Raw genomic sequence first — 21,747 nt, forward strand, 5'->3', positions numbered from 1 at the left:
GGCGTTGACACCAAAGCGATGTTGCCGCGCGCGGTCACCGCTCGGGTGGCGTATGCGTGGTGAGCGGGTAGTGGCGGGGGGGCTCAGCGGCCCTGGTTCGCGACCGCCGCGGCGGCTTCCTTCGCCGCCTCCGGGTCCAGGTACTCGCCGCCCGCCTTGACCGGCTTGAGGTCCGGCGTCAGGTCGTAGCGCAGCGGGATGCCGGTCGGGATGTTCAGCGCGGCGATGGCGTCGTCGGAAATCCCGTCGAGGTGCTTCACCAGCGCGCGCAGCGAGTTGCCGTGCGCGGCCACCAGGACCGTGCGGCCTGCCTGCAGGTCGGGGACGATCGCCGACTCCCAGTACGGCAGCAGCCGGGCCACGACGTCCTTCAGGCACTCCGTCAGCGGGGCCTGGTCGCCGAGGTCGGCGTACCGCGCGTCGCCGGCCTGGCTGAACTCGTCCTTCGGGTCGATGGCGGGCGGCGGCGTGTCGTACGAGCGGCGCCAGAGCATGAACTGCTCCTCGCCGAACTCGTCCAGCGTCTGCTTCTTGTTCTTGCCCTGCAGCGCGCCGTAGTGCCTCTCGTTGAGCCGCCAGTCGCGCTTGACCGGGATCCAGTGCCGGTCGGCGGCGTCGAGGGCGATGTTCGCCGTGCTGATCGCCCGGCGCAGCAGCGACGTGTGCACCACGTCCGGCAGCAGCCCCGACTCGGCGAGCAGCTGTCCGCCCTGCCGGGCTTCCCGCTCGCCGGTCTCCGACAGGGGCACGTCCACCCAGCCGGTGAACAGGTTTTCCGCGTTCCACGTGCTCTGTCCGTGCCGCAGCAGCACCAGGGTCCCAAGTTCGGCCATGGCCACCAGCCTGCCAGAGCGCGCGAGCGCTGCCAGTAGTGCGTCCACCCCTCTACCCAGAGTGCGTTACCCGGGAGTAACACCTTCACCCGGCACGCAGCCGGGTTGCCGACAAGCAGGTCAAAGAGTGCAAGGCGCTGCACACTGTTATCCCCGTGAGTGAATTTCACTCGAACGGAGTAACCAGTAGTCTTGTGATTACTGGTCGACATCTGACAGGTTGGGCATGTCCCGCTCAGCCGGATTCCACGCACTCCCGGCTGATCACGGGCAGTGACCGCGGCTCGTCTCCCCCCTGCCGAGCCGCGGCCCGCCGGCCCCGTTGGCATCCCCCTCGTCACCGGGTCCAGCAGGCGGGACCTGCAGCGGGACGGCTCGAGATCGCGACTCCCCCCTCCCTCGAGCCGTTCCGCCAGCCCTCACTCCGCGGGCCTGGCCTTGCGCCGCCGGCGGAACCACCAGAACACCCCGCCCGCCGGAATCCCGAACGCGATCAGGAACGGCAGCAGCGCGCCCAGCACGCGCACCAGCCCGCTGCAGAAGACGACAAACGCGTCCCAGCCAGCGGAGAGCCCGGAGAGAAAACCGCCAGCCTCCGCCGCCGCGACGGCCTCTTGCTTCGTCACCGACAGCGACACGGTGGCCATCGCGACCTGCCCGGCCAGCGAAGCCTGCTGCCGCTCCAGCGACTCCAGCGTGGCCTGCCTGCTGGTCAGCTCGCTCTCGACGGACGCGATCTCGGACACCGACTGCGCCTTCGCCAGCAGCGCGCGCATCCGGTCGACGCTCGCCCGCTGGGTCGCCAGCCGCGCGTCCACGTCGATCACCTGCGCGGTGACGTCCTGCGCGCTGATCTCCCGCCGTTTCACCTGGCCGAGCCCGCCGAGCTGGTCGAGCACGCCGTCGAGTTTCTCCGCGGGCACCGACAGGGTCAGCGACGCGGAATCGTCCGTCGCGCTCTCCTGCCCGGGGTAACCGCCCGCGCCGGTCGCGATCGCCTTGGCGCGGGACACGACGTCGTCGGTCTTCGGCGTGGTCAGGTCCAGCCGCGCGCTGCGCGCCAGCTTGCGATCGGTCGCGCCGGGCGCGGGCACCGACGCCTGCGCGTTGCCCTGCTTGGGCGCCGCGCCCTGCTGCTGCGCGGGCGCGATCGCCGACCGCGCCGAATCCGCGCTGGTGCCGCTGCTGCATCCGGCCAGCAGGAACACCGCCGCGCCCGCGAGCGCGTATCTCCATCGAGTCCGCATCCCCGTCTCCCTCCAGTCGTCGGCGGTGAGACGAGACGACCGGAGAAGGCGTTGCACGGAATCGGTTACGAGTCGGTCAACCCCGGTTCGTGGCCCTCGGCGGGCTCGGCGAGGTGTTTGAACGCCTGCAGGTTCGCCAGCGATTCGCCGCGCGAGACGCGCCAGTCCCATTCGCGCTTGATCGACGTGGCGAACCCGATTTCCAGCAGGATGTTGAAATCGCCGTCGGCGGCTTCCAGCACCTGGCCGAGGATCTTGTCCAATTCGGACTCGGTCACCGTCTCCTTGCCGAAGCGGCCGACCAGGTAGATGTCGCCGAGACTGTCCACTGTGTAGTGCACGCCGTAGAGCCGGGCGTTGCGCTGCAACAGGAACCGGTACACGTCCTCGTGCCGCTCGTCCGGACGGCGGCAGACGAACGCCTCCACCGAGAAGGCGTGGTCGCCGTCCACGAGCCAGCAGTTGGTCTGCAGCTTCTTGGTTCCCGGCAACGTCACGAAATAACGGCCTTCGCCGCGACGGTCGTATTTGAGCCCACTTGAGTCCAAAGTGGACTTGATAGTCGCGTCAAGGCTCACACTGCCACCTCCGCCCGCAGTTCCAGCGCCTGCCGGAACGCTATGGTCGCCTGAGCATAGATGTCGAGCAGCGAATCCGTGGTGCGCCGCCAGGAAAACCGCTGCGCGTGCCGCACCGCGTTGGCCGCGAGTTCGGCTCGGCGATCCGGCCGCAACGCGACCGCGGCGAGCGCGTCGGCCCATTCCGCCGCGCCGTGCGACGGGACCAGCAGCCCGGAAACCCCGTGCGGCACCGCGACCGGCAGCCCGCCGACCTCGGCCGCCACCACCGGCGTGCCGCACGCCTGCGCTTCGAGCGCGACCAGACCGAAGGATTCGTTGTAGCTCGGCACCGCGACGACGTCGGCCGCGCGGAACACCGTGCGCAGCTTCAGCCCGTTCTGCGGCGGCAGGAAGCGCACCTGCTCCGCGATGCCCAGCGACACCGCCAGCTCCCGCAACGCCTGCGGTTGCTCCAACCCGGTCCCGGACGGCCCGCCGACCACCAGAACCACCAGCCTCGACGCCAATTCCGGCCGCCGCCGCAGCATTTCCGCCGCCGCGTGCAGCAGGACGTCCGGTGCCTTGAGCGGCTGGATCCGTCCGGCGAAGGCGAGGACGACCGCGTCCGGCGACAGGTTCAGCTCGCGGCGCGCGTCCACCTGCGAGCCGGGCGTGAACCGTTCGAGGTCGACCCCCGGCGGCACGGCGTGCACCGCGTGCGTGGCGGCCCCGTAGAGATCGACCAGCTGCCGAGCCTCGACCTGCGTGTTCGCGACAAGGCAATCCGCCTCGGCGACCACCTGCTCCTCGCCCATCACGCGCGTCCGCGGCTCGGGCTTGTCGCCCTCGGCGAGCAGCGCGTTCTTGACCTTGGCCAGCGTGTGCGCGGTGTGCACGAGCGGCACGCCCCAGCGGTCCCTGGCGAGCCAGCCGACCTGGCCCGACAGCCAGTAGTGCGAATGGATCAGGTCGTAGTACCCCGGCTCGTGGAACGCCTCCGCGCGCAGCACGCCCGAGGTGAACGCGCACAGCTGCGCGGGCAGCTCGTCGCGCGCCAGCGGCTCGAACGGCCCGGCCGGCACGTGCCGCACCGTCACGCCGGGCGCCAGCTCGGCCAGCGGCGGCTGGTCGGACGAGGTCGCCCGGGTGAAGACCTCGACCTCGATGCCGCGCCGCGCCATCTCCTGCGCGGTCTGGCTGACGTACACGTTCATCCCGCCCGCGTCGCCGGTGCCCGGCTGCTCGAGCGGGGAGGTGTGCACGGACAAGACCGCGATCCGGCGCGGCTCAGCGATGAATCCCTTGAGGGTCACCTGGTCACTCCTGCTACTCGGCTGCTGCGTCCCCGGCGAACCGCCGCAGCACGGAGTTGAAGTCCTCCGGCTCCTCGACGAACGGCAGATGCCCGGCCTCAACGAACCAACGCAGGACGGCCCCCGGAATCTTCCCGGCCGAATACTCTGCCGCCGAAGGATCCACCACCCCGTCGGCCGATCCGTGCACCACGAGCGCGGGCTTGTCGACCGCGGCAAGCACCTCACCACTGCCGATGTCCCGCCGGAACAGCGCGCCGCGCACCGCGGGCGGCACCGAAAGCGAACTGCCGAGCATCGCCTGCGCATACCCACCGGGCACTTTTGCGCTGGCCTGCGCGCGGGTGAACTCGACCAGCGCGGGGATCGCCACCTCGGCGTCGTCCGAGAGCGCGGCGGGCAGCGCGGCCCGCATGATCGGCCCGGTCGCGCCGCCTTCGCGCTTGCGGCCGATCTCGGTGATCGCGCCCACGAGCACGATGCCACCGAGCCGTGCGGTGCCGTGCTCGCGCAGGTAGTCCGTGATCACCAGCCCGCCGTAGGACCAGCCGACGACGATCGCGTCCGGACCGGCGAAATCGAGCACCGCGGCGAGGTCGCCCGCCCACTGCGCCGGATCGTCGTAGCCGCTCTCCGGGACGTCGGACGCGCCGTGCCCGCGCAGGTCCATCGCGACGAGCCGGAACTGCCCGCTCAGCGCCGGGTCGGCGAACTGGGCGGACCAGGCCGCGGCGGACTGGGCCCAGCCGTGCACGAAGACGATCGGACGCGCGTTCTCCGGGCCTTCGACGCGCAGTGCGATCCGCACGCCGCCGGCCCCGGTTACCTCAGTGTTCACTTCTACTTGTTAGCAGACGGCCAGTGGATCACTTCGCGGCCGAGAGCGACTTCCAGGTCGACCAGTCGTAGAACCAGTCCTTGACGTCGGAGTTCGTCGGGCTGCCCAGCTTCGAGCCGGTGACCTCGACCGGGTCGCCGATCATCGCCGTGTCGAAGTAGGCCTTGGCGTCCGCCTCGAGCAGGTTGACGCAGCCGTGCGAGTTGTTGGTCTTGCCGATCGCGGCCGCGTTGTCCTGGTTCTCGTGGATGAACTCGCCGTGGTTGGAGAACCGGCAGGCCCACTTCTTGTTGACGTTGGTGTAGCCGTAGCGGGCGTTGTCGAACACCGCGTGCGGCTCCTTCGACATGATGATGAAGGTGCCGTTCGGGGTGTTGCGGTCGACAACCGAGTCGAGGCCGTTGGAGCACGGGTAGCTCGCGCTCTCCGCACCGCCGCGGTAGACCTTCATCACATGGTCCGGCGTGTGGATCTTGACCACCTGGTTGCGGCCGATCTTGAACTTGGTGCTGACGTCCGATTTCACGAAGACGCCCCCGCCGAGGTCCACGCCGTACAGGTTGGCCTCGACCTCGACGCTCGTGTTGGCCGGCCAGTACTCCTTGGGCCGCCAGTCGACCTGGTTCGCCGACATCCAGGCCCACGAGCCCTCGACGTCCTTGCTGGTCTTGACCTTGAGCGCCTTCTCGACCGCGGCCCGGTCCTTCGGCGCGCCCCCGTTGAACTTCACGCTGATCGGCATCGCGACGCCGACCTCGGCGTCGTCGCCCGGGTTGAGCGTGGCGCGCACCGTCTTGGCCGGGCTGACCGTCGCGAACGAGCCCTTGAGCTCGGCGGGCCGCTGATCGGTGCCGGTCGCCTTGGCCGCGTAGTTGTAGGTCTTGCCGTAGCCGAGCGGTTCGGAGCTGGTCCAGGACAGGCCGTCGGCGGCGAGCTCGCCCTTGATCTCGTCGCCGCCCTCGTTGGTCAGCTTGACCTCGGTGAGCTTGCCTTCGGTGACCTTCACCACCACCGGTTCGCGCACGCTGGCGTCCTTGGCCCCGACGGCCGGGGTCGCGGTGAGCTTCGCCACCGGAGCGACCGGCTTGCCGCCGTTGTCGCCGCTCCCGCCCTGCGGCGACGCGGTGCCGTCGTTGCTGCCGCCCGAGCACGCGGCGGCCAGCGCCGCCGCGCCGGTCGCGAGAACGGCCTTGAACACCGTACGGCGCTCGATCACGGTCTTACCTCCACTTGTCCCCCGCACCGGCATCTCCCACGCACATCAGCGCCGGTGAGCGCTTCGACGTTACCTGCGAACCGGAAATTCCTCTCCATCCCGCAAGACGTTTCACCCGGCGCCCGGTTGCTGCCGATTTCCTGTCACCTGGCTCACCCGGGTTACCCCGCTGGGCTCAGAGCGAACAGTTGATCAGCAGTGGTTCCGGTCGCAGCCGCACCCCGAACCGCTCTTCGACCCCGTCGCGGACCTCACGAGCTAGGCCAAGCAGATCGCTCGTACTGGCCTCGCCGCGATTGGTGAGCGCGAGAGTGTGCTTGGTGGACAGCGAAACCCGCCCGCCAGGCCCGGGGTACCCCTTGCCGAATCCCGCCCGCTCGATCAGCCACGCGGCGGACAACTTCACCCCGCCGCTGGCCGGGTACTGCGGGATCTTGCCCTCAGTCGACTCCGCGATCCGCTCGAGGATCTTTGGCACTTCCGCTTCGGGAACGATCGGATTGGTGAAGAACGACCCCGCGCTCCAGGTGTCGTGATCGGCCGGGTCGAGCACCATGCCCTTGCCACGCCGCAGCCCGAGCACCGCGTCCCGAGCCTGCGCGGCGGGGACTTTCGCATCGATCTCGACACCCAGCGTGCGCGCCAACTCGGCGTACCGGATAGGCGCGGACTGCCCACTCGGATCGATCCGGAACCGCACGCTCAGCACGACGCCGCGGTCGGTGCCTTTGAGGACACTGGTGCGGTAGGCGAAGCCAAGCTCGTCGGCCTTGACCGTGCGAACCTCTTTCGCCGCCCGGTCGTACAACTCGACGGAGACGATCGACTCGGCCACCTCGCCGCCGTACGCCCCGACGTTCTGAATCGGCGTCGCTCCCACCGATCCCGGGATCCCCGAGAGGCATTCGAGCCCGCCAAGGCCGTTGTCGACCAGCGCGGCGACGAACGCGTCCCACTCCTGCCCGGCGGCTACCTCGACGATGTCGCCGTCGCGGGTCCAGCCGGTGTTGGCGATCCGCACGAGGGTGCCGTCGAAGCCTTCGTCGCCGACCACGAGATTCGAGCCGCCGCCGAGCAGCAGGACGGGCTCGCCCGCGTCGTCGGCGTCGCGCACGGCGGAGACGAGTTCCGCGGCGGTGGTCGCGGTGACGAACCGGCGCACCGGCCCGCCGAGGCGGAGGGTCGTGTACTCGGCGAGGCGAGCCGGACCAGGCGTTTCAGCGATGTCCACGGCGACTGACGCTACCGAGAATTCTCGCTGGCGCCGACGGCGCCCACCGCTAATCCGCGCTGCTGCCGCTGACCGCCGCATCAGCCCGGTACTGTCCGTTTCATGGGATCCCGGATCGAACACCGCGGCGAGTTCGACGGCTCGCTGGCGGACGTCTTCGCCGCGGTAGCCGGAGAAGAAGCCCTCCGCGCCCGCCTCGAAGCGCTAGGCGGTGACGACGCCAAACTCCTCGCCTACACCGCCGAAGGCGACTCCGTCCGCTACGAACTCCAGCACGGCATCAAGGCGGCCAAACTCCCCCAAGCCGTCCGAGCCCTGCACAAAGGCGACATCATCGTCAACCGCGCCCAGACCTGGAAGCGGTCCGGCGACGAGTACACCGGCCGATCCGACGTCAGCGTCGGCGGCGTGCCAGGCGAAATCGGCGCCTCCACCTACCTCACCCCAAAGGACGGCAAAGTCCTCCTCCGCACCTCGGGCGAGGTTGTCGTGCGGATCCCCCTCTTCGGCGGCCGGATCGAGGAGTTCGTCTCCGAGCAGGTGGTCAACCTGCTGCGGAATGAGGACGAGTTCACCGCGCAGTGGCTGGCCGAGCACGCCTGACCCCGGTGGGCGCCCCGACCAGGGGCACCACCAATCCCAACCGGTTGCGCCGGGTCGACCGCTGGCTCGCGAGCGACCCGGCCGTCACCCGGCTGCTGCGGCGGGGCGAAAGTCCCCTTGTCGTCGATCTCGGCTACGGAGCGTCGCCGGTCACGACGGTCGAACTGGCTCGCTGGCTGGCGCGCGTGCGACCGGACGTCCGGGTGCTCGGGCTGGAACTCGATCCGGAACGCGTCGCCGCCGCTCAGCCCGCCGCCGATCCGCCCCGGCTCGACTTCCGGCGCGGCGGCTTCGAACTCGCCGGGACGCGGCCGGTCCTGGTGCGCGCGTTCAACGTGCTCCGGCAGTACGCCGAGGACGAGGTCCCCGGCGCGTGGCAGCTGATGCTCGACGCGATGCCGCCGGACGGCCTGCTCGTCGAGGGCACCTGCGACGAGATCGGCAGACTGGTCACGTGGGTCGTGGTCGGAGCCGACGGCCCGCGCACGCTCACCCTGTCGCTCCGCCTCGCCGAACTCGACCGTCCGTCCACAGTGGCCGAACGGCTGCCGAAGATCCTCATTCACCGCAACGTTCCCGGCGAACGCGTGCACGCCCTCATGTCCACATTGGACGAATGCTGGGCAGCCGCCGCCCCGCACCGCTCGTTCGGCGTGCGCGCCCGCTGGACCACCACCGTCGCCATGCTCGCCGACCGCGGCTGGCCTGTTTTCGGCAATCCGGACCGGCGCAGGCTCGGCGAACTGACCGTGGCCTGGGAAAGCGTCGCGCCGCGCTGAACCCACCTGTTCACCACCCGCACCCCGCTGGGTCATCCCTTGGTGACCTTCAGTGCTGACGATGAGCGGGTGGAACTGCTGGAACACGTCACCGAGCTGATCCGGGGCACCCTCGGCTCGCCCTGGCTGTGGGTGCTCGTGTTCGCGATCGCCGGACTGGACGCGCTGCTCCCGTTCATGCCGAGCGAAACGACCGTGGTGACCGTGGCCGTCCTGATCGGACCGGACGTCGGCAGGCTCGCGCTGCTGGTGGTCGTCTCCGCCGCGGGCGCGTGGGCGGGCGACTGTCTCGGCTACGCCGTGGGCCGCGCCGCCGGACCGCGCGCCGTCGCCTGGCTGCAGCGCGGACCGGCCGGACGGCAACGCTACGAATGGGCCCGCGACCAAGTCCGCCGGCAAGCGCCGCTGCTGATCATCGCCGCGCGCTACCTGCCTGGCGGCCGCGTCGCGAGCGCGCTGGCGAACGGCAGCCTCGGCTACCCGCTGCGCCGGTTCGTGCCGCTCGACGCCCTCGGCGCGGCGCTGTGGTCGGTGTACAGCGCGCTGATCGGGCTCGCCGGCGGCACCGCGTTCGCCGACCGTCCGGTTTACGGCCTGCTGCTGTCGTTCCTGCTCGGCCTGCTGCTGGTCACGCTCATCGAATTCGGCCGACGGGTGCGCGTGCGCAGGCTACGGTCAGTGCATGGACGCGCCACGTCTGCTGGAAGCGATCGACATTCACGCCGACCGGATCAAAGCCGCGACGCTCGCAGCGGGCCCGGCCGCGCCCGTCCGGAACTGTCCGAAATGGACAGTGCAGGACCTGGTGACGCACCTGACGACGGTGCTCTCGTACACGGTCGCTGCGATCACCGACCGGAAAGCTGAGCCGCCGACCGCGGCCACCTGGGAAGACGCACTCGGCTGCTTGGACGGCGAACGCATGGCCGTCCGCGAAGGCCTGCGCCGCCCGGCGGACACCCCGCTGCGGTCGCCGTTCCCGCGCGGCGGCCCGGTCACCGTCGGAGACTGGACGCGCCGGCTCGCGCACGAGTTCGCCATCCACCGGCTCGACGCGGAAAGCGCCCTGCCCACGCCGCCGGCCACCCAGTACCGCACGGAATTCGCCGAGGACGGCATCGACGAGTTCCTCGCCTTCCTGACCCCGCGCCGCGCCCAGCCGAGCGGCCGCAGCGGGATCGTCCAGGTCAGCACTGACACGCGGACGTGGACTGTTCTGCTGCACGTCGATCAGCCGCCGACGCTGGGCGAAGGCGTCCCGGACGTCACGCTCACCGGCCCCGCCGACGACGTCTACCGCGCGCTCTGGGGCCGCCCGAACCACGCGGAGAAAGTCGGCGACGCCACCCTTCTGGAGCCCCTCGCAGCGCCCTGACCAGCGGCCGGTGAGAATGGGCGCGTGTCAGATCCTCAGCGTTACGTGCTCACCTTCGGCTGCCCCGACCGCACCGGCATCATCGCCCGCATCTCGGGCTTCCTCGCCGACCACGGAGGAATGATCGCCGAGGCGGCGTACCACACCGACCCCGACTCGGGCTGGTTCTTCACCCGCCAGGTCGTGCGCGCCGATTCGCTGCCCTTCGACGCCGCGGGATTGCGCGAGCGGTTCGCCGAGGTGGCGGACGAACTGTCCGCCGAGTCGAGCTGGCAGGTGCGCGACACCGGCGAGCGCCCGCGCGCGGTGGTGCTGGTGTCGAAGGCCGGGCACTGCCTGTACGACCTGCTCGGCCGGGTCGCCTCCGGAGAGCTGGACGTCGACATCGCGGCGGTGATCGGCAACCACGATTCGCTCGCGGACATCACCCGCGCACACGGAATCCCGTTCCACCACGTGCCGTTCCCGGCGGGCGATCCCGACGGCAAGGCGGCCGCGTTCGCCAAGGTCCGCGAACTGGTCGACGCACACGACCCGCACGCGATCGTGCTGGCGCGGTTCATGCAGGTGCTGCCCGCGGACCTGTGCGCGGCGTGGGCCGGGCGCGCGCTGAACATCCACCACAGCTTCCTGCCGTCGTTCATCGGCGCGAAGCCGTATCACCAGGCGCACACGCGCGGTGTGAAGCTCGTCGGCGCGACCTGCCACTACGTCACCGCGGATCTGGACGCCGGGCCGATCATCGAACAGGACGTGATCCGCGTCGACCACGGCGATTCGGTGCAGGACATGGTGCGCAAGGGCCGCGACATCGAGAAGGTGACGCTCGCCCGCGGCCTGCGCTGGCACCTTGAGGGGCGCGTCCTGGTGCACGGCAACCGCACCATGGTGCTCTGACGCGCCCCAATGTGGCATTGGGTGCGTTGAGCGCACCGAACGCCACATTGGGTGCGCCACATGCACCCAATGTGGCATTGGGGCGCGGTCGGCGAGGGGTCAGCCGATCGTCGAGGTGTCGATCACGAACCGGTAGCGCACGTCGCTGTTCTCGACCCGCGCGTACGCCTCGTTCACCTGGTCCGCGCTGATCGTCTCGATCTCCGCGCCGACGCCGTGCTCGGCGCAGAAGTCCAGCATCTCCTGGGTTTCCGCGATGCCGCCGATCATCGAACCGGCGAGCACGCGGTTGCCGCCGAGCAGGGAGAAGACGTTGTACTCCAACGGTTCCCCCGGCGCGCCGACGTTCACCATCGCGCCGCCGACGCGCAGCAGGCTGAGGTAGGCGTCGACCGGCAGCTTCGCCGAAACGGTGTTGAGGATGACGTCGAACTGCCCGGCGAGCGTCTCGAAGGTCGACTCGTCGCTGGTCGCGTAGTAGTCCTTCGCGCCGAGGCGAAGCCCGTCTTCCTGCTTCTTGAGGCTCTGGCTGAGCACGGTGACGTCCGCGCCCATCGCGACGGCCAGCTTGACCGCCATGTGCCCGAGCCCGCCGAGCCCGACGACGGCGACCTTCTTGCCCGGTCCCGCGCCCCACCGGCGCAGCGGCGAGTACGTGGTGATGCCCGCGCACAGCAGCGGCGCGGCGACGTCGAGGGAAATGCCTTCCGGGATGCGGCAGACGAAGGCGTCCTTCACGACGATCTGCTGGCTGTAGCCGCCGTAGGTGTTCTCGCCGTCGAAACCGACCCCGTTGTACGTCTGCACGTTGCCCTTGACGCAGAACTGCTCGGAGCCGGCGCGGCAGTACTCGCATTCGCCGCAGGAATCGACCATGCAGCCGACTCCGACCCGGTCGCCGACCTGGTACTTCGTGACGGCCGAGCCAACCGCGGCGACGACGCCGGCGATCTCGTGGCCCGGGACCATCGGGAAGATCGCGGTTCCCCAGTCCTGGTGGACCTGGTGCAGGTCGCTGTGGCAGATGCCCGCGTAGGCGATGTCGATCAGCACGTCGTCCGGCCGCAGGTCGCGGCGCTCGATCGTCGTCGGGGCGAGCGGTCCGCCCGGCGCCGCGGCGGCGATGGCGGAGGTGGTCGTGGTCATGAAGCCCTCCTGGGTGTCCCGTCCGGTCCGGGACGAATTCGATGTAAGAACCCTCTTACATAGACTAGCGTGGGCCTCGGCTTATTCCTCGGTGCGACGACGATCGGGTGTGACACACGGCATGGCGGCGCAGTACCACCACCGCAATCTGCGCGCCGAGCTCGTGCGCGTCTCGCTCGACCTGATCGCGGAAAACGGAGTCACTGGCTTCTCGGTCGCTGAAGCCGCCCGACGGGCGAAGGTCTCCGCCGCCGCGCCGTACCGGCACTTCCCGGATCGCGCGGCGTTGCTGGCCGCGGTCGGGACGGTCGCGGCGCGTCAGCTTCGTGAGCTCGCCGAGGAAGCAGCCGCCGCCGAGACCGACGACGGTGCCGCGTTGGCCGCCGTCGCTGCCGCGCACACTCGGTACCTGATCGACACCCGGATCGGGCTGCATGTCTTCTTCGCCTCGGAACTGGCCGACGCGCAATACGTCGAACTCCACGAGGCCCGCCGCGAACTGATCGACGCGTCGCTGCTGCGCTGCCTCGCGATCGCGCCGGACCCGGCAATCGCGCTGGAACTGATGGAGCAGCTCCACACCCAGGCCTACGGCTACGGCGATTTCTACCTCAACGGCGTCTACCAATGGCTCGGCTATCCGACGGAGCAGGTCGTCGCCAAGTCCCGGCGGGCGGCGCGGATCGTGGTCGAGGCTTACCGCGCGGGGAATCCGGAAATCAGTCCGGCGGAGTGGTGACGTAGCGGGCGGCCAGCCAAGAACCGAAGGCGTGCAAGCGATCGGTGAGCGCGGACGGTTCCAGGACGTCGAAATCCACGTCCAGGTAAGCCAGCCAGCGTGCGGCCCAGTCGAGATCGTCGGTGCCGAAGCGGAGTTCGCATTCGTCGCCGTCCTCGACCACCGTCGCCACACTTGGGTCGACGAGTTCCCGGACCAGCTCCGCAGACGTGTGCACCTGCACCCGGACGCGATGCCGCCAGCCCGCGTCCGTGATCAGATCGGCCACTGTGGACGGTGGTTCCGGCGCGGGCAGCTGGATCCCGAGCGGCTGAACCGCCTCGATCCGATCTACCGCAAAGGTTTTCCATTCGCTTGCCCCGCGCGGGCAAGCGACGAGGTACCACTGCCGCCGGACGGTGATAAGCCGATGCGGTTGCACGTCAACCGGTTTCGCCGACGGCGCGTCCATGGCTCGATGCCGGATCCGGATCGCTTCGCCAGCCCGGCAAGCCAACGCGAGCGGCATCAGAATGTCCCGCGCCGCGCGCCGGAAAGGCTTTCCCGGCAACGATTCCACGTCCGCCAGCGCGGCGAGCCGGGTCTGCCAGCGCGTCGGGACCACCTGGGTCAGCTTGGCCAGCGCGGTCACCGTGGCGGTTTCCAGCCCGTCGACCGCGACCGCCGTCTGCAGACCGAGCGAAACGGCGGCGACCTCGTCCGCGTCGAGCAACAGCGGCGGCATCGCGGTGCCGTGCGCGAGCCGGTAGCCGCCGACCCGGCCCGGTTCGCCGTCGATGCGGTAGCCGAGTTCGCGCAGCTGAGCGATGTCGCGCCGCGTGGTGCGCTCGGTGACGCCGAGCCGGGCCGCGAGGTCGGTAGCGGAGATGCCGGGGCGCGCCTGCAGCAGGGCCAGCGTCTCCAGGCGACGGCTCGTGGTGGTCATAGTTCGATTCTCGCGCAAAACTAGGACAGTATCTGACCGGGTATCTGGTCATACTCGTCTCATGACACAGCTGCTCCGCCCCGAAGGGCTCGTCCAGTCCCCCGCCTTCGCCCAGGTCGCCGTGGTCCCGCCGGGCGCGACCACGGTGTACGTCGGCGGCCAGAACGCCGTCGACGCTGAGGGCAGGATCGTCGGCGGATCCGACGTCGCCGCACAGGTCGAGCAGGTGATGGCCAACCTGAAAACGGCACTGGCCGCCGGGGGCGCGACCGTTCAGGATGTGGTGATGCTGAACATCCTGCTGGTCGCGGACGTCGATCTCGCCAAGGCTTATCCGGCCGCCGCCGCGGCGCTGGCGGGCGCGACGCCGCCGGTGACTGTCCAGCGGGTGGCCGGGCTGGCCGTGCCGGGCGCGCTCGTCGAGGTCAGCGCGATCGCGGCGGTGACCCGATGAGCGTCGGGCAGACCAAGGACGCGGGCTGGCAGATCGGTGTCTCGAAGACGATCGGGCGCTCCGCCGAAGAGGTGTGGGACTTCATCACCTCGCCGGAAGGCGTGGCGATCTGGCTCGGCGAGGGCGTGACTGTCCAACCCGAACCCGGCGTCGGATACGAGACCGCCGACGGAATCCGCGGCGAGACGCGCAGTTTCCGCGAAATGGACCGGATCCGGCTCACCTGGCAACCGGCCGGCTGGGCGCACGAAACGACCCTGCAGTTGGCGGTGCGCGCCAGCGGTCCCGGCAAAGCGATGCTCCGGATTCACCAGGAACGGCTGGCCAACGCCGCCGAACGGGAGCAGCAGCGCCGCCATTGGCAGGGAGTTCTCACCGAACTGATCACCGCGCTTGCCTAGCCCGCGACTGACGGAGGACCCTGGTACGCAAGCGGTTCACCGGCAGGAGGCGCGATGCTTTGCGTGTTCGACGTCAACGAGACGCTGCTCGACCTGACCGCGCTCGACCCGCTGTTCACCCAGTTCACCGGAGACCCAGCGGCGCGGCAGGAATGGTTCACCCTCGCGATCCACACCGTGCTCACGGTGACCGCGGCCGGCCAGTACCGCGATTTCGCGCAGATCGCCGGGGAATCCGCGGCCGCCGTGTGCGCGCGGCACGGCCACGAACTGACCGACGCCGAACTGGTGAAGGTCGGCGACGGCCTGCGCTCTCTGCCCGCGCACGCCGACGTCGTACCCGGCCTGGACCGCTTGCGCCAGGCCGGACATCAGGTCGTCGCCCTCACGAACTCGCCGCTCGCCACGGCCGAAGCGCAGCTGCAAAACGCTGGCCTGGCAACGAAATTCGACCGGATCTTCTCCGCACAGCAAGTCAGCCGGCTGAAGCCGGCGCCAGAGCCGTACCACCAGGTGCTGCGCGCCTTCGCTGTCGAACCCGGCCAGGCGGTGATGGTCGCCGCGCACGGCTGGGACATCGCCGGGGCCCAAGCCGCCGGACTCCGGACCGCGCTGCTCGCGCGTCCCGGAGTCCATCCGCTGCCCGGGCTGCCCGCCGCCACCTACACGGCGGCGACGATGCCCGAGCTGGCTGACGCGATCGTCAGGAACTGAGGCGCACCAGCATCTTGCCGGTGTTGGCCCCGCTGAGCAGACCGAGGAACGCCTCCGGAGCGTTGCGGATACCGTCCACAAAGGTCTCCGAGTACTTGATCTCGCCGGACGCGACGAGCGGCGCGACCTCGGCCACGAACTCCTGCATCAGGTGCCAGTGGTCCAGCACGAGCAGGCCGCGCATGGTGATCCGCTTCGCGATGAGCTGCACCAGGTTGCGCGGCGCGGGCGTCGGCTCGGTGGCGTTGTACTGGGAGATCATGCCGCAGATGGCGATCCGGCCGTGCAGGTTCATCGACGCGATCGCGGCTTCGAGGTGCTCGCCGCCGACGTTGTCGAAGTAGACGTCGATGCCTTCGGGCGCGGCCGCGGCGAGCTGCTCGGCGACCGGTCCGTCCTTGTAGTTGAAGGCGGCGTCGAAGCCGAGCTCTTCGGTGAGGTAGCGGACCTTCTCCGCCGAACCCGCGCTGCCGATCACGCGCTTGGCGCCCTTGAGCCGCGCCAGCTGTCCGACGAGCGAGCCGACCGCACCGGCCGCGCCGGAGACGAAAACCGTGTCGCCGGGCTTGAATTCCGCGCTCACCAGCAGTCCGGCATACGCGGTGAGGCCCGGCATGCCGAGCACGCCGAGGTAGGTCGAAAGCGGCGCGACGGAATCGTCCACTTTGACCGCTCGCTTGGCGTCGAGCACGGCGTGCGTGCGCCAGCCCGCCTGGTGCAGCACGTGATCGCCGGGCGCGAAGTCGTCCACAGTGGACTCGATGACCTCGCCGACCGCGCCGCCCTGCATGGCCTCGCCCACCACGAACGGCGGCGAGTAGGACTTCACGTCGTTCATCCGGCCGCGCATCGCCGGGTCGACGCTCATCACCACGTTGCGCACCAGGATCTGCCCCGGACCCGGCTTCGGCACGTCGGTCTCGACGATGTCGAAATTGTCCATGGTCGGGACGCCGTGCGGACGGGCCGCGAGCCGGACCTCGGTCGCTGTGTCGGGCGCTGTGGGTGCGTTCACCGTCGAACTCCGTTTCGTTCAAGCTGGAATGAAGCGGGGCGCACGCCCCGTCTATCCGGCCAACGGAGCAACCGGGGCGCGCATTCCGATTGTCCCCGGAGCTGTGGCAAGCGCTACACGATCTCCGCGAGCTTGCCGAGAACGCCGTCGTAGATCTTCTTCAGCCCGCCCGGCGCGAAGGTCTTCTCGAAGAAGCCGCCGACGCCGCCCGCGCCGTCCCAGCTGGTCTCGATGCGGACCAGCGAACGCTCGCCGGAGGCGGTGACGGTCCAGGTGGTGACCATGCTGGAGTTCGCGTCGGTCTCGACGAAGGTGCCCGGCGACGGCTCAGTCACCGTGGCCGCGACGTCGCGCACGCGCTTGGACGTGGCCTGCAGCTTCCAGCTGGCCTTCGTGCCGGCGCCGACGCCGCCTTCGCTGACCTCGTAGTCGCGGTAGTGCTCGGTGAGCAGCTTCGGCCGGGTCTCGGCGTAGTCCGCGACCAGCTCACGCACGCGTTCCACCGGCGCGTCGATCGTGCGCTCCGCGGTGGCCGTGACCTTGCCCATGTCGTTTCCCCTGCTCTCCTCGGTTTCCGCCGCAGTCACCTTCGCACACGCGCGGAAACCCCGGGAGTGGCGGTACGCACCCGCCACTCCCGGAGAGCGTCAGGACAGGCCCTGCTGCTTCAGCCAGTCCTTGGCGACGTCGGCGGCGGGCTCGCCGTCCGCGTCGACCCGCTTGTTCAGCTCGCGCATGCCGTCCGTGGTGAGCTTCGCGCTGACCGCGTTGACGACCGTCGCGAAGTCCGTGCCGCGTTCGTCGAGCACCTTCTTGTTCACCGCGGGCACCACGTTCTCGGTGGGCACGATGGTGAGGTCGTCCTTGAGCGCGACGTACTGCGAGTCGCCGACCAGCGGGCTGACCGAGTCGACCGGGATCACCGTGACCGCGCCGGAGTTGAGCTGCTGCACGCGCGGCCCGGCCTCCTGCACGGTCTGGAAGGTCGCGTTGGTCAGCTTGTAGACGTCCTTGAAGCCCTTGAAGCACGGCAGCCGCTTCTCGCACTCCGGCGGCCCGGCCATGACGACCTTGTCGAGCTTCTTCAGGTCGCTGATCGACGTGATGCCCTTCGACTTCGCGACGTCGGCCTTCATGATGTAGGTGTTCTTGTCCTCGGCGGCCGCGTAGTTCAGCAGGCCGACGCCTTCGGGCGCGAACAGCTTCTCCAGCTGGTCGTGCTCGGCCTTGGCGTCCTTCGTGGCCTCCTTGCCGAAGCCGGTCGTGATCGCCGCGCCCTGGTACTCCGGCAGGAACTGCAGTTCGCCGGATTTGAGCGACGGGTAGACCAGCTCCCGCGAGCCGAGGTTCAGCTTCCGGGTGACCGGATAGCCCTTGGCCTCCAGCGCGCCCGCGTAGATCTCGGCCAGGATCTGGCTGTCGGTGAAGTTGAACGAGGCGACGACGATCGGAGCGCCGCCCTTGCTCGGCGCGGCCGGCTGGTCGCTTCCCCCACCGCACGCGGTCAAGCCGAGCGCGGCCGTCGCCACCAGCGCGGCCACTCGGATGTTCCGGGTCCAGCGCACGTGTCCCCACACTCCTCAGTTCACTCGTTTGTGGGAATGGACCCTAACCGCGACCCCCGACAGAAACCACTGGTTAGGAATCCTCGCCACGGAATCTCAAGGGCCGGAATATTGTCGCTCGATCGGGGTAAGGTCGCGCCGTGCACGCGTCCGTAACCCCGCTGCTGGCCGACAGCAGTCGTCCCCTCTTCGAATGGCGGTGGGTCGAACGCAACGCTGACGCGATTCTTCAGCGGCTCGGCGAGCACATCGCCCTCACCGCGACCGCGCTCGGCGTCGGTCTCGTGCTGTCGCTCGCGCTGGCCACGCTGTGCCTGCGCTACCGCTGGTTCTATCCGTTCGTCGTGGGCGCCGCGGGCGCGCTCTACGTGATCCCGAGCCTGGGCGCGTTCGCACTGCTGGTTCCGTTGCTCGGGTTCTCCTTCGCGACGTCGGTGATCCCGCTGGCCACGTACACGCTGCTGATCCTGATCCGCAACATCGTGACCGGCGTGCAGCAGGTGCCGACCGAGGTGCGCGAGGCCGCGGTCGGGATGGGCTTCACGCCGCGTCGGCTGTTGTGGCAGGTGGAACTGCCGCTCGCGCTGCCGGTGGTGATCGCCGGGCTGCGGGTGGCCGCGGTGACGACGATCGGCCTGGTCACCGTCACGTCGCTGCTCGGCAAGGGCGGGCTCGGCTACTTCATCCGCGCCGGCATCCAGACGCCGATCCCCAACCCGAGCCCGATCATCGTCGGCATCGTGCTGTCGATCGCGCTGGCCGTACTCGTCGATTTGCTGCTGTGGCTGAGCGAACGCGCGCTGGCCCCGTGGGCGCGGAGGGCGGTCCGATGAGCTTTTTCGCGCAGCTGAGCCAATGGCTCGCCGACCCGAACCGCTGGAGCTGGACCGATCCGGCCGGGATTCCGTTCCGGACGGTGCAGCATCTGTGGTTTTCCGCGCTGGCGCTGGTGATCTCGATCGTCCTGACGGTCCCGTTCGCACTGTGGCTCGCGCACTACCGGCGCGGCCAGTTCCTGGCCAGCAGCGCGGTGAACATCGGCCGCGCGATCCCGAGCTTCGGGCTGATCATCCTGTTCTGGTTCCTGGCCAGCCGCTGGGGCGCGAACACGGACTTCTGGCCGCTGCTGCTCGCGCTCGTCGCGCTGGCGCTGCCGCCGCTGTTCACCAACACCTACGCCGGGGTGGTGCAGGTGGAGCAGGAGGTCGTCGACGCGGCGCGCGGCACCGGGTATCGCGAATGGCAGATCATGCTGCGCGTGGAACTGCCGCTGGCGTCGCCGGTGATCGTGGCCGCCGCGCGAGTGGCGTTCCTGCAACTGATCGCGACGGTCGCCATCGGCGCGATCGTCAACGACGGCGGCGGTCTCGGCCGCTACATCGTGGACGGTTTCGCCCTCGGCGAGCAGGGCCACGGCGAAATCTTCGGCGGCGGTGTGGCGGTGGTGGTCCTGGCGTTGGTGTGCGAGGGATTGTTCGCTTTGCTGACCAAACTGGCTACGCCTCGGGGTCTCGCGCTCCAGCAGGCACGTCGGGACTCGTGAGTGCCTATGCCGGTTCTAACCGGCATAGGCATTCACGACACACCGCGGCCAACTGGTCGATTTCCGGCCCCAGCGACCGGTCGACCACCACCGGCTCGATCCTTGCCGCTAGCCAGGCGTAGGTGTCGGCCAGCCTCGGCGCTCCTGGCTTGCCGTCGAGGTACCGCGCCTGCCGTCCGGCGATCAGCTCGCACGCGGTGATGGCGAAGAAGCGTTCGAGGACGGTCTCGAGTTCGGCGCCGGCCTTGCTGGCAAACGCTTGCACGTCCTCCTGACCAGCGGAAGTGTCGATCGACCCGAGCGTCGCCGGTGCGGCCAGCCGTCGCATCGCGTGCAGCTCGCCCGCCGCGCGTTTGTGCAGTGGCGTGAGTCCGGCCTGTGGGCCAGGATCCACCGCTAGCTGCGGCGGGAGACTGCTGAACTGCGGGTCGAGGAGGCGGTGCAGTCGCTGTACCGAGACCTCGGCCGCGTGGATGAGCGCTGCCTTCGCTGTATCCATTCGGAGGCCCAGCGCGGCTGCGTGATAGCCGGTCGTCGGGACGAACTCGCCGTTCGCGAAGGCAGGTGAGTCCGCTGGAGTTTCCCAGGACTGCTGCAGGGTTTCCCGCAGTTCCTCGACCGTCCGACTGACGTATTCGAGCACCTTCGGCCCGACTCGCACCGAGATCGGCGCCTGCACGACTCCCTTTTTCGCGGCGGCCCCTTCGATGAGTTTCTCAATGCGAGTGCCGCGGTAGATCGCTTGCGGCGCACCAAGAACGTCCACGGTGATCGCCGCGCAGACCGTCTGCCAATCAAGCAGCCGACGTGCTCTTTCGCCGCAGACCCACGCGTACGCCTCGGCCAGCGGCGAACCTTGGATCAGGCTCGCCCCTTCCTTCGGTCCGAGTACGAACGGCTTCACCCCACGTCCGTGCAGCGCCTCCGCCGCCGGAACTTCGATGCCGTCCTCGATGACCGTGCCGAGCCCGACGAAGGTCTGGAACGCGTGCGCCAGCGGGATGATCTCGCCCGCGCTGCCGAGGCTGTCGCGCGGGACGGCGGGAAGGAACCCGTCGTTGATTCGGTCGGCGAGGAAGGTGACCAGCTCGGGGCTGACCGCCGCGTCACCGCGGAGAAACCCGCGCAATCGCATGCGCAGCAACGCACGGGTCAACTCCGGCGACAACCACGGCGGCCCGCCCACTGCCCGGCCGACGAGAAGATTGCGCTGGTGGTCGGCCTGCTGCTCACTGGTGAGCCGAGTTCCGGCGAGCCGCCCCATCCCGGTGTTGACGCCGTAGATCGGACTGTCGTTGTCGAGCGCGGCCAGCATCGCCTCGCGCTGCCGCTTAAGCGCGTCGAGGACTGCCGGGCCGACCGTGGCCGGTTCGAGTTTGTCCAGCGCGGCCAGCATCGCGTCGCGCTGTTGTCTAAGCGCTTCAAGCGCTGCCGGGTCGACCACTGTCGATTCGTCCATTATGGACAGTTCAGCGCGCGAGCCCGTCGATGACCTCGGCGTTCGGCAGCCCCGCGAGGGCCGAACCGGAAATCAGGAGCTTGCTGCCGCGGATTCCGCTGCCGATCACCAGTTCCGGCGCGTCCGCGACGGCCTGGTCGATGAGGATCGGCCAGTCGGCGGGCAGCCCGACGGGCGTGATGCCGCCGTACTCCATGCCAGTGAGGGAAACGGCCTCGTCCATCGGCGCGAAAGACGCCTTGCGCACGTCGAGGCGACGCTTGATGACGCCGTTGACGTCGGCGCGGGTAGTCGCGAGCACAAGCGCCGCGGCGAACCGAACCTCGCCCGCGCGCTTGCCCGCGACGACGACACAGTTCGCGGAGGCCGTCAACGGCGACCCGTACGCCTCGCAAAACGCGGCGGTGTCGGCGAGTTCCGGATCGATCTCGGTGACGCCGACCGCGTCCGGCGCGGGCATCGCGGCCAGTGCCTTGGCGACGGGTTCGGCGAGCAGGTCAGTACGGGTCGGCGCGGGAACGACGGTGAGGCTTCCGGCGATAGTCCAGGTGGTCACCGACCCGAATGTAATCGGCCCGGGGCCCCGGTCACCAGTTGCGGTGGCCCCGCTGGACCTCGATGAGCTTCGGCCGCACGTCGACGATGTAGACGAGCGCCGCGGCCATCGCGGGCACCCAGAAGATGAACCCGGGCCCTTGGATCTGGAACAGCACCAGCGCGAGCGTGGCCCCGCCGGTGATCAACATCCAGATCGGCTTGGTCTTGCGATCGGCCGCCGAGTACGCGTCAGCTCGCTGGAGCAGCGCGTGAACGAAGGCGAAGAGCCCGACCAAGGCGCTGCCCCAGTGGATGACCCAGAGGATCCATTCGGCAACCAGCACGACGTCAGCTTAC

Annotated in this window: 25 protein-coding genes and 1 pseudogene; 11 read left to right on the top strand and 15 right to left on the bottom strand. The window is 69.5% G+C overall.

Annotation, left to right across the window (positions count from 1 at the left end):
- Window positions 1-83: 83 nt before the first annotated feature.
- From ACWDNU_RS35280 to ACWDNU_RS35310, 7 genes are all read right to left on the bottom strand, one after another.
- The gene (locus ACWDNU_RS35280; RefSeq protein WP_370932338.1) at window positions 84-833 is read right to left on the bottom strand and encodes a phosphoglyceromutase; all 750 of its coding nucleotides are present in this window, start codon (window positions 831-833) and stop codon (window positions 84-86) included.
- A 419-nt stretch (window positions 834-1,252) separates the two neighbouring features.
- Complete coding sequence (locus tag ACWDNU_RS35285) at window positions 1,253-2,080, bottom strand: DUF4349 domain-containing protein (RefSeq protein ID WP_449672071.1); 828 nt, start codon at window positions 2,078-2,080, stop codon at window positions 1,253-1,255.
- Window positions 2,081-2,145: 65 nt separating this feature from the next.
- A complete protein-coding gene (locus ACWDNU_RS35290; RefSeq protein ID WP_370932340.1) occupies window positions 2,146-2,658 on the bottom strand; it encodes a type III secretion system chaperone family protein in 513 nt (170 codons plus the stop codon).
- A complete protein-coding gene (mshA, locus tag ACWDNU_RS35295) occupies window positions 2,655-3,953 on the bottom strand; it encodes a D-inositol-3-phosphate glycosyltransferase (RefSeq protein ID WP_449672072.1) in 1,299 nt (432 codons plus the stop codon). The genes ACWDNU_RS35290 and mshA overlap by 4 nt, the downstream gene beginning before the upstream one ends.
- Window positions 3,954-3,966: 13 nt before the next feature.
- Window positions 3,967-4,791: an alpha/beta fold hydrolase gene (locus ACWDNU_RS35300; RefSeq protein ID WP_449672073.1), complete on the bottom strand. Its 825-nt coding sequence runs from the start codon at window positions 4,789-4,791 to the stop codon at window positions 3,967-3,969.
- 28 nt (window positions 4,792-4,819) lie between these two features.
- A complete protein-coding gene (locus ACWDNU_RS35305; protein WP_449672074.1) occupies window positions 4,820-6,007 on the bottom strand; it encodes a L,D-transpeptidase in 1,188 nt (395 codons plus the stop codon).
- Window positions 6,008-6,182: 175 nt separating this feature from the next.
- Complete coding sequence (locus tag ACWDNU_RS35310; protein WP_449672075.1) at window positions 6,183-7,238, bottom strand: UDP-N-acetylmuramate dehydrogenase; 1,056 nt, start codon at window positions 7,236-7,238, stop codon at window positions 6,183-6,185.
- Window positions 7,239-7,340: 102 nt separating this feature from the next.
- On the opposite strand from ACWDNU_RS35310, the gene ACWDNU_RS35315 reads away from it, so the two are divergent.
- The 5 genes and pseudogenes from ACWDNU_RS35315 (at window position 7,341) to purU (ending at window position 10,892) form a co-directional block, all read left to right on the top strand.
- Entirely contained in the window at window positions 7,341-7,841 is a 501-nt protein-coding gene (locus tag ACWDNU_RS35315) for a DUF2505 domain-containing protein (RefSeq protein ID WP_449672076.1), read from the top strand.
- A complete protein-coding gene (locus tag ACWDNU_RS35320) occupies window positions 7,820-8,620 on the top strand; it encodes a class I SAM-dependent methyltransferase (protein WP_449672077.1) in 801 nt (266 codons plus the stop codon). Before ACWDNU_RS35315 ends, ACWDNU_RS35320 begins: the two co-directional genes overlap by 22 nt.
- Window positions 8,621-8,689: 69 nt before the next feature.
- Complete coding sequence (locus ACWDNU_RS35325) at window positions 8,690-9,487, top strand: DedA family protein (RefSeq protein WP_449672078.1); 798 nt, start codon at window positions 8,690-8,692, stop codon at window positions 9,485-9,487.
- A pseudogene (locus ACWDNU_RS35330) lies at window positions 9,384-9,995 on the top strand (maleylpyruvate isomerase family mycothiol-dependent enzyme); the annotation flags it as partial. The gene ACWDNU_RS35325 and the pseudogene ACWDNU_RS35330, both read left to right, overlap by 104 nt.
- Window positions 9,996-10,040: 45 nt before the next feature.
- On the top strand, window positions 10,041-10,892 hold the full coding sequence (gene purU / locus ACWDNU_RS35335; protein ID WP_370940592.1) for a formyltetrahydrofolate deformylase: 852 nt from the start codon (window positions 10,041-10,043) through the stop codon (window positions 10,890-10,892).
- 99 nt (window positions 10,893-10,991) lie between these two features.
- On the opposite strand, the gene ACWDNU_RS35340 is transcribed toward purU, so the two are convergent.
- Window positions 10,992-12,038 (bottom strand): NAD(P)-dependent alcohol dehydrogenase, encoded by a 1,047-nt coding sequence (locus tag ACWDNU_RS35340; protein WP_370932348.1) that lies wholly within the window; start codon window positions 12,036-12,038, stop codon window positions 10,992-10,994.
- Window positions 12,039-12,159: 121 nt separating this feature from the next.
- On the opposite strand from ACWDNU_RS35340, the gene ACWDNU_RS35345 reads away from it, so the two are divergent.
- Window positions 12,160-12,777 (top strand): TetR/AcrR family transcriptional regulator, encoded by a 618-nt coding sequence (locus tag ACWDNU_RS35345; RefSeq protein ID WP_370940593.1) that lies wholly within the window; start codon window positions 12,160-12,162, stop codon window positions 12,775-12,777.
- Here ACWDNU_RS35345 and ACWDNU_RS35350 read toward each other — a convergent pair.
- Window positions 12,758-13,702, bottom strand: a complete 945-nt coding sequence (locus ACWDNU_RS35350) for a helix-turn-helix transcriptional regulator (protein ID WP_449672079.1) — start codon at window positions 13,700-13,702, stop codon at window positions 12,758-12,760. The genes ACWDNU_RS35345 and ACWDNU_RS35350 overlap by 20 nt on opposite strands.
- 61 nt (window positions 13,703-13,763) lie before the next feature.
- On the opposite strand from ACWDNU_RS35350, the gene ACWDNU_RS35355 reads away from it, so the two are divergent.
- The 3 genes from ACWDNU_RS35355 to ACWDNU_RS35365 are packed head-to-tail and all read left to right on the top strand — an operon-like array spanning window position 13,764 to window position 15,271.
- Entirely contained in the window at window positions 13,764-14,156 is a 393-nt protein-coding gene (locus ACWDNU_RS35355) for a RidA family protein (RefSeq protein ID WP_449672080.1), read from the top strand.
- The gene (locus tag ACWDNU_RS35360) at window positions 14,153-14,557 is read left to right on the top strand and encodes an SRPBCC domain-containing protein (protein WP_449672081.1); all 405 of its coding nucleotides are present in this window, start codon (window positions 14,153-14,155) and stop codon (window positions 14,555-14,557) included. Before ACWDNU_RS35355 ends, ACWDNU_RS35360 begins: the two co-directional genes overlap by 4 nt.
- A 54-nt stretch (window positions 14,558-14,611) precedes the next feature.
- Window positions 14,612-15,271: a haloacid dehalogenase type II gene (locus ACWDNU_RS35365; RefSeq protein WP_449672082.1), complete on the top strand. Its 660-nt coding sequence runs from the start codon at window positions 14,612-14,614 to the stop codon at window positions 15,269-15,271.
- Here the strand turns inward: ACWDNU_RS35365 and ACWDNU_RS35370 are convergent.
- The 3 genes from ACWDNU_RS35370 to ACWDNU_RS35380 all read right to left on the bottom strand — a co-directional run bounded on the left by ACWDNU_RS35370 (window position 15,261) and on the right by ACWDNU_RS35380 (window position 17,851).
- Window positions 15,261-16,286: an NADP-dependent oxidoreductase gene (locus tag ACWDNU_RS35370; RefSeq protein WP_449672083.1), complete on the bottom strand. Its 1,026-nt coding sequence runs from the start codon at window positions 16,284-16,286 to the stop codon at window positions 15,261-15,263. The genes ACWDNU_RS35365 and ACWDNU_RS35370 overlap by 11 nt on opposite strands.
- Before the next feature lie 113 nt (window positions 16,287-16,399).
- Window positions 16,400-16,834 carry an SRPBCC family protein gene (locus ACWDNU_RS35375; protein WP_116205091.1) on the bottom strand — a complete coding sequence of 145 codons (435 nt, stop codon included), beginning with the start codon at window positions 16,832-16,834 and terminating at the stop codon, window positions 16,400-16,402.
- A gap of 99 nt (window positions 16,835-16,933) precedes the next feature.
- The gene (locus ACWDNU_RS35380; protein WP_449672084.1) at window positions 16,934-17,851 is read right to left on the bottom strand and encodes an ABC transporter substrate-binding protein; all 918 of its coding nucleotides are present in this window, start codon (window positions 17,849-17,851) and stop codon (window positions 16,934-16,936) included.
- A gap of 140 nt (window positions 17,852-17,991) precedes the next feature.
- On the opposite strand from ACWDNU_RS35380, the gene ACWDNU_RS35385 reads away from it, so the two are divergent.
- Entirely contained in the window at window positions 17,992-18,684 is a 693-nt protein-coding gene (locus tag ACWDNU_RS35385) for an ABC transporter permease (protein ID WP_370932355.1), read from the top strand.
- Window positions 18,681-19,394: an ABC transporter permease gene (locus ACWDNU_RS35390; protein WP_449672085.1), complete on the top strand. Its 714-nt coding sequence runs from the start codon at window positions 18,681-18,683 to the stop codon at window positions 19,392-19,394. The genes ACWDNU_RS35385 and ACWDNU_RS35390 overlap by 4 nt, the downstream gene beginning before the upstream one ends.
- A 4-nt stretch (window positions 19,395-19,398) precedes the next feature.
- On the opposite strand, the gene ACWDNU_RS35395 is transcribed toward ACWDNU_RS35390, so the two are convergent.
- From ACWDNU_RS35395 to ACWDNU_RS35405, 3 genes are all read right to left on the bottom strand, one after another.
- On the bottom strand, window positions 19,399-20,790 hold the full coding sequence (locus tag ACWDNU_RS35395) for an aromatic amino acid lyase (protein ID WP_449672092.1): 1,392 nt from the start codon (window positions 20,788-20,790) through the stop codon (window positions 19,399-19,401).
- Between the two features lie 73 nt (window positions 20,791-20,863).
- Window positions 20,864-21,409: a YbaK/EbsC family protein gene (locus tag ACWDNU_RS35400; RefSeq protein ID WP_449672086.1), complete on the bottom strand. Its 546-nt coding sequence runs from the start codon at window positions 21,407-21,409 to the stop codon at window positions 20,864-20,866.
- Window positions 21,410-21,440: 31 nt separating this feature from the next.
- Window positions 21,441-21,734, bottom strand: coding sequence for a DUF2516 family protein (locus ACWDNU_RS35405; protein WP_344288105.1), 294 nt, complete (start codon window positions 21,732-21,734; stop codon window positions 21,441-21,443).
- Window positions 21,735-21,747: the final 13 nt, after the last annotated feature.

The organism is Amycolatopsis sp. NPDC003676, from assembly GCF_053587275.1.

What these genes read in the sequence shown, in the direction of transcription:
- ACWDNU_RS35280 (WP_370932338.1), bottom strand. Translation starts at nt 833, where the DNA reads ATGGCCGAACTTGGGACCCTGGTGCTGCTGCGGCACGGACAGAGCACG.
- ACWDNU_RS35285 (WP_449672071.1), bottom strand. Translation starts at nt 2,080, where the DNA reads ATGCGGACTCGATGGAGATACGCGCTCGCGGGCGCGGCGGTGTTCCTG.
- ACWDNU_RS35315 (WP_449672076.1), top strand. Translation starts at nt 7,341, where the DNA reads ATGGGATCCCGGATCGAACACCGCGGCGAGTTCGACGGCTCGCTGGCG.
- ACWDNU_RS35340 (WP_370932348.1), bottom strand. Translation starts at nt 12,038, where the DNA reads ATGACCACGACCACCTCCGCCATCGCCGCCGCGGCGCCGGGCGGACCG.
- ACWDNU_RS35345 (WP_370940593.1), top strand. Translation starts at nt 12,160, where the DNA reads ATGGCGGCGCAGTACCACCACCGCAATCTGCGCGCCGAGCTCGTGCGC.
- ACWDNU_RS35350 (WP_449672079.1), bottom strand. Translation starts at nt 13,702, where the DNA reads ATGACCACCACGAGCCGTCGCCTGGAGACGCTGGCCCTGCTGCAGGCG.
- ACWDNU_RS35355 (WP_449672080.1), top strand. Translation starts at nt 13,764, where the DNA reads ATGACACAGCTGCTCCGCCCCGAAGGGCTCGTCCAGTCCCCCGCCTTC.
- ACWDNU_RS35360 (WP_449672081.1), top strand. Translation starts at nt 14,153, where the DNA reads ATGAGCGTCGGGCAGACCAAGGACGCGGGCTGGCAGATCGGTGTCTCG.
- ACWDNU_RS35365 (WP_449672082.1), top strand. Translation starts at nt 14,612, where the DNA reads ATGCTTTGCGTGTTCGACGTCAACGAGACGCTGCTCGACCTGACCGCG.
- ACWDNU_RS35375 (WP_116205091.1), bottom strand. Translation starts at nt 16,834, where the DNA reads ATGGGCAAGGTCACGGCCACCGCGGAGCGCACGATCGACGCGCCGGTG.
- ACWDNU_RS35390 (WP_449672085.1), top strand. Translation starts at nt 18,681, where the DNA reads ATGAGCTTTTTCGCGCAGCTGAGCCAATGGCTCGCCGACCCGAACCGC.
- ACWDNU_RS35395 (WP_449672092.1), bottom strand. Translation starts at nt 20,790, where the DNA reads ATGCTGGCCGCGCTGGACAAACTCGAACCGGCCACGGTCGGCCCGGCA.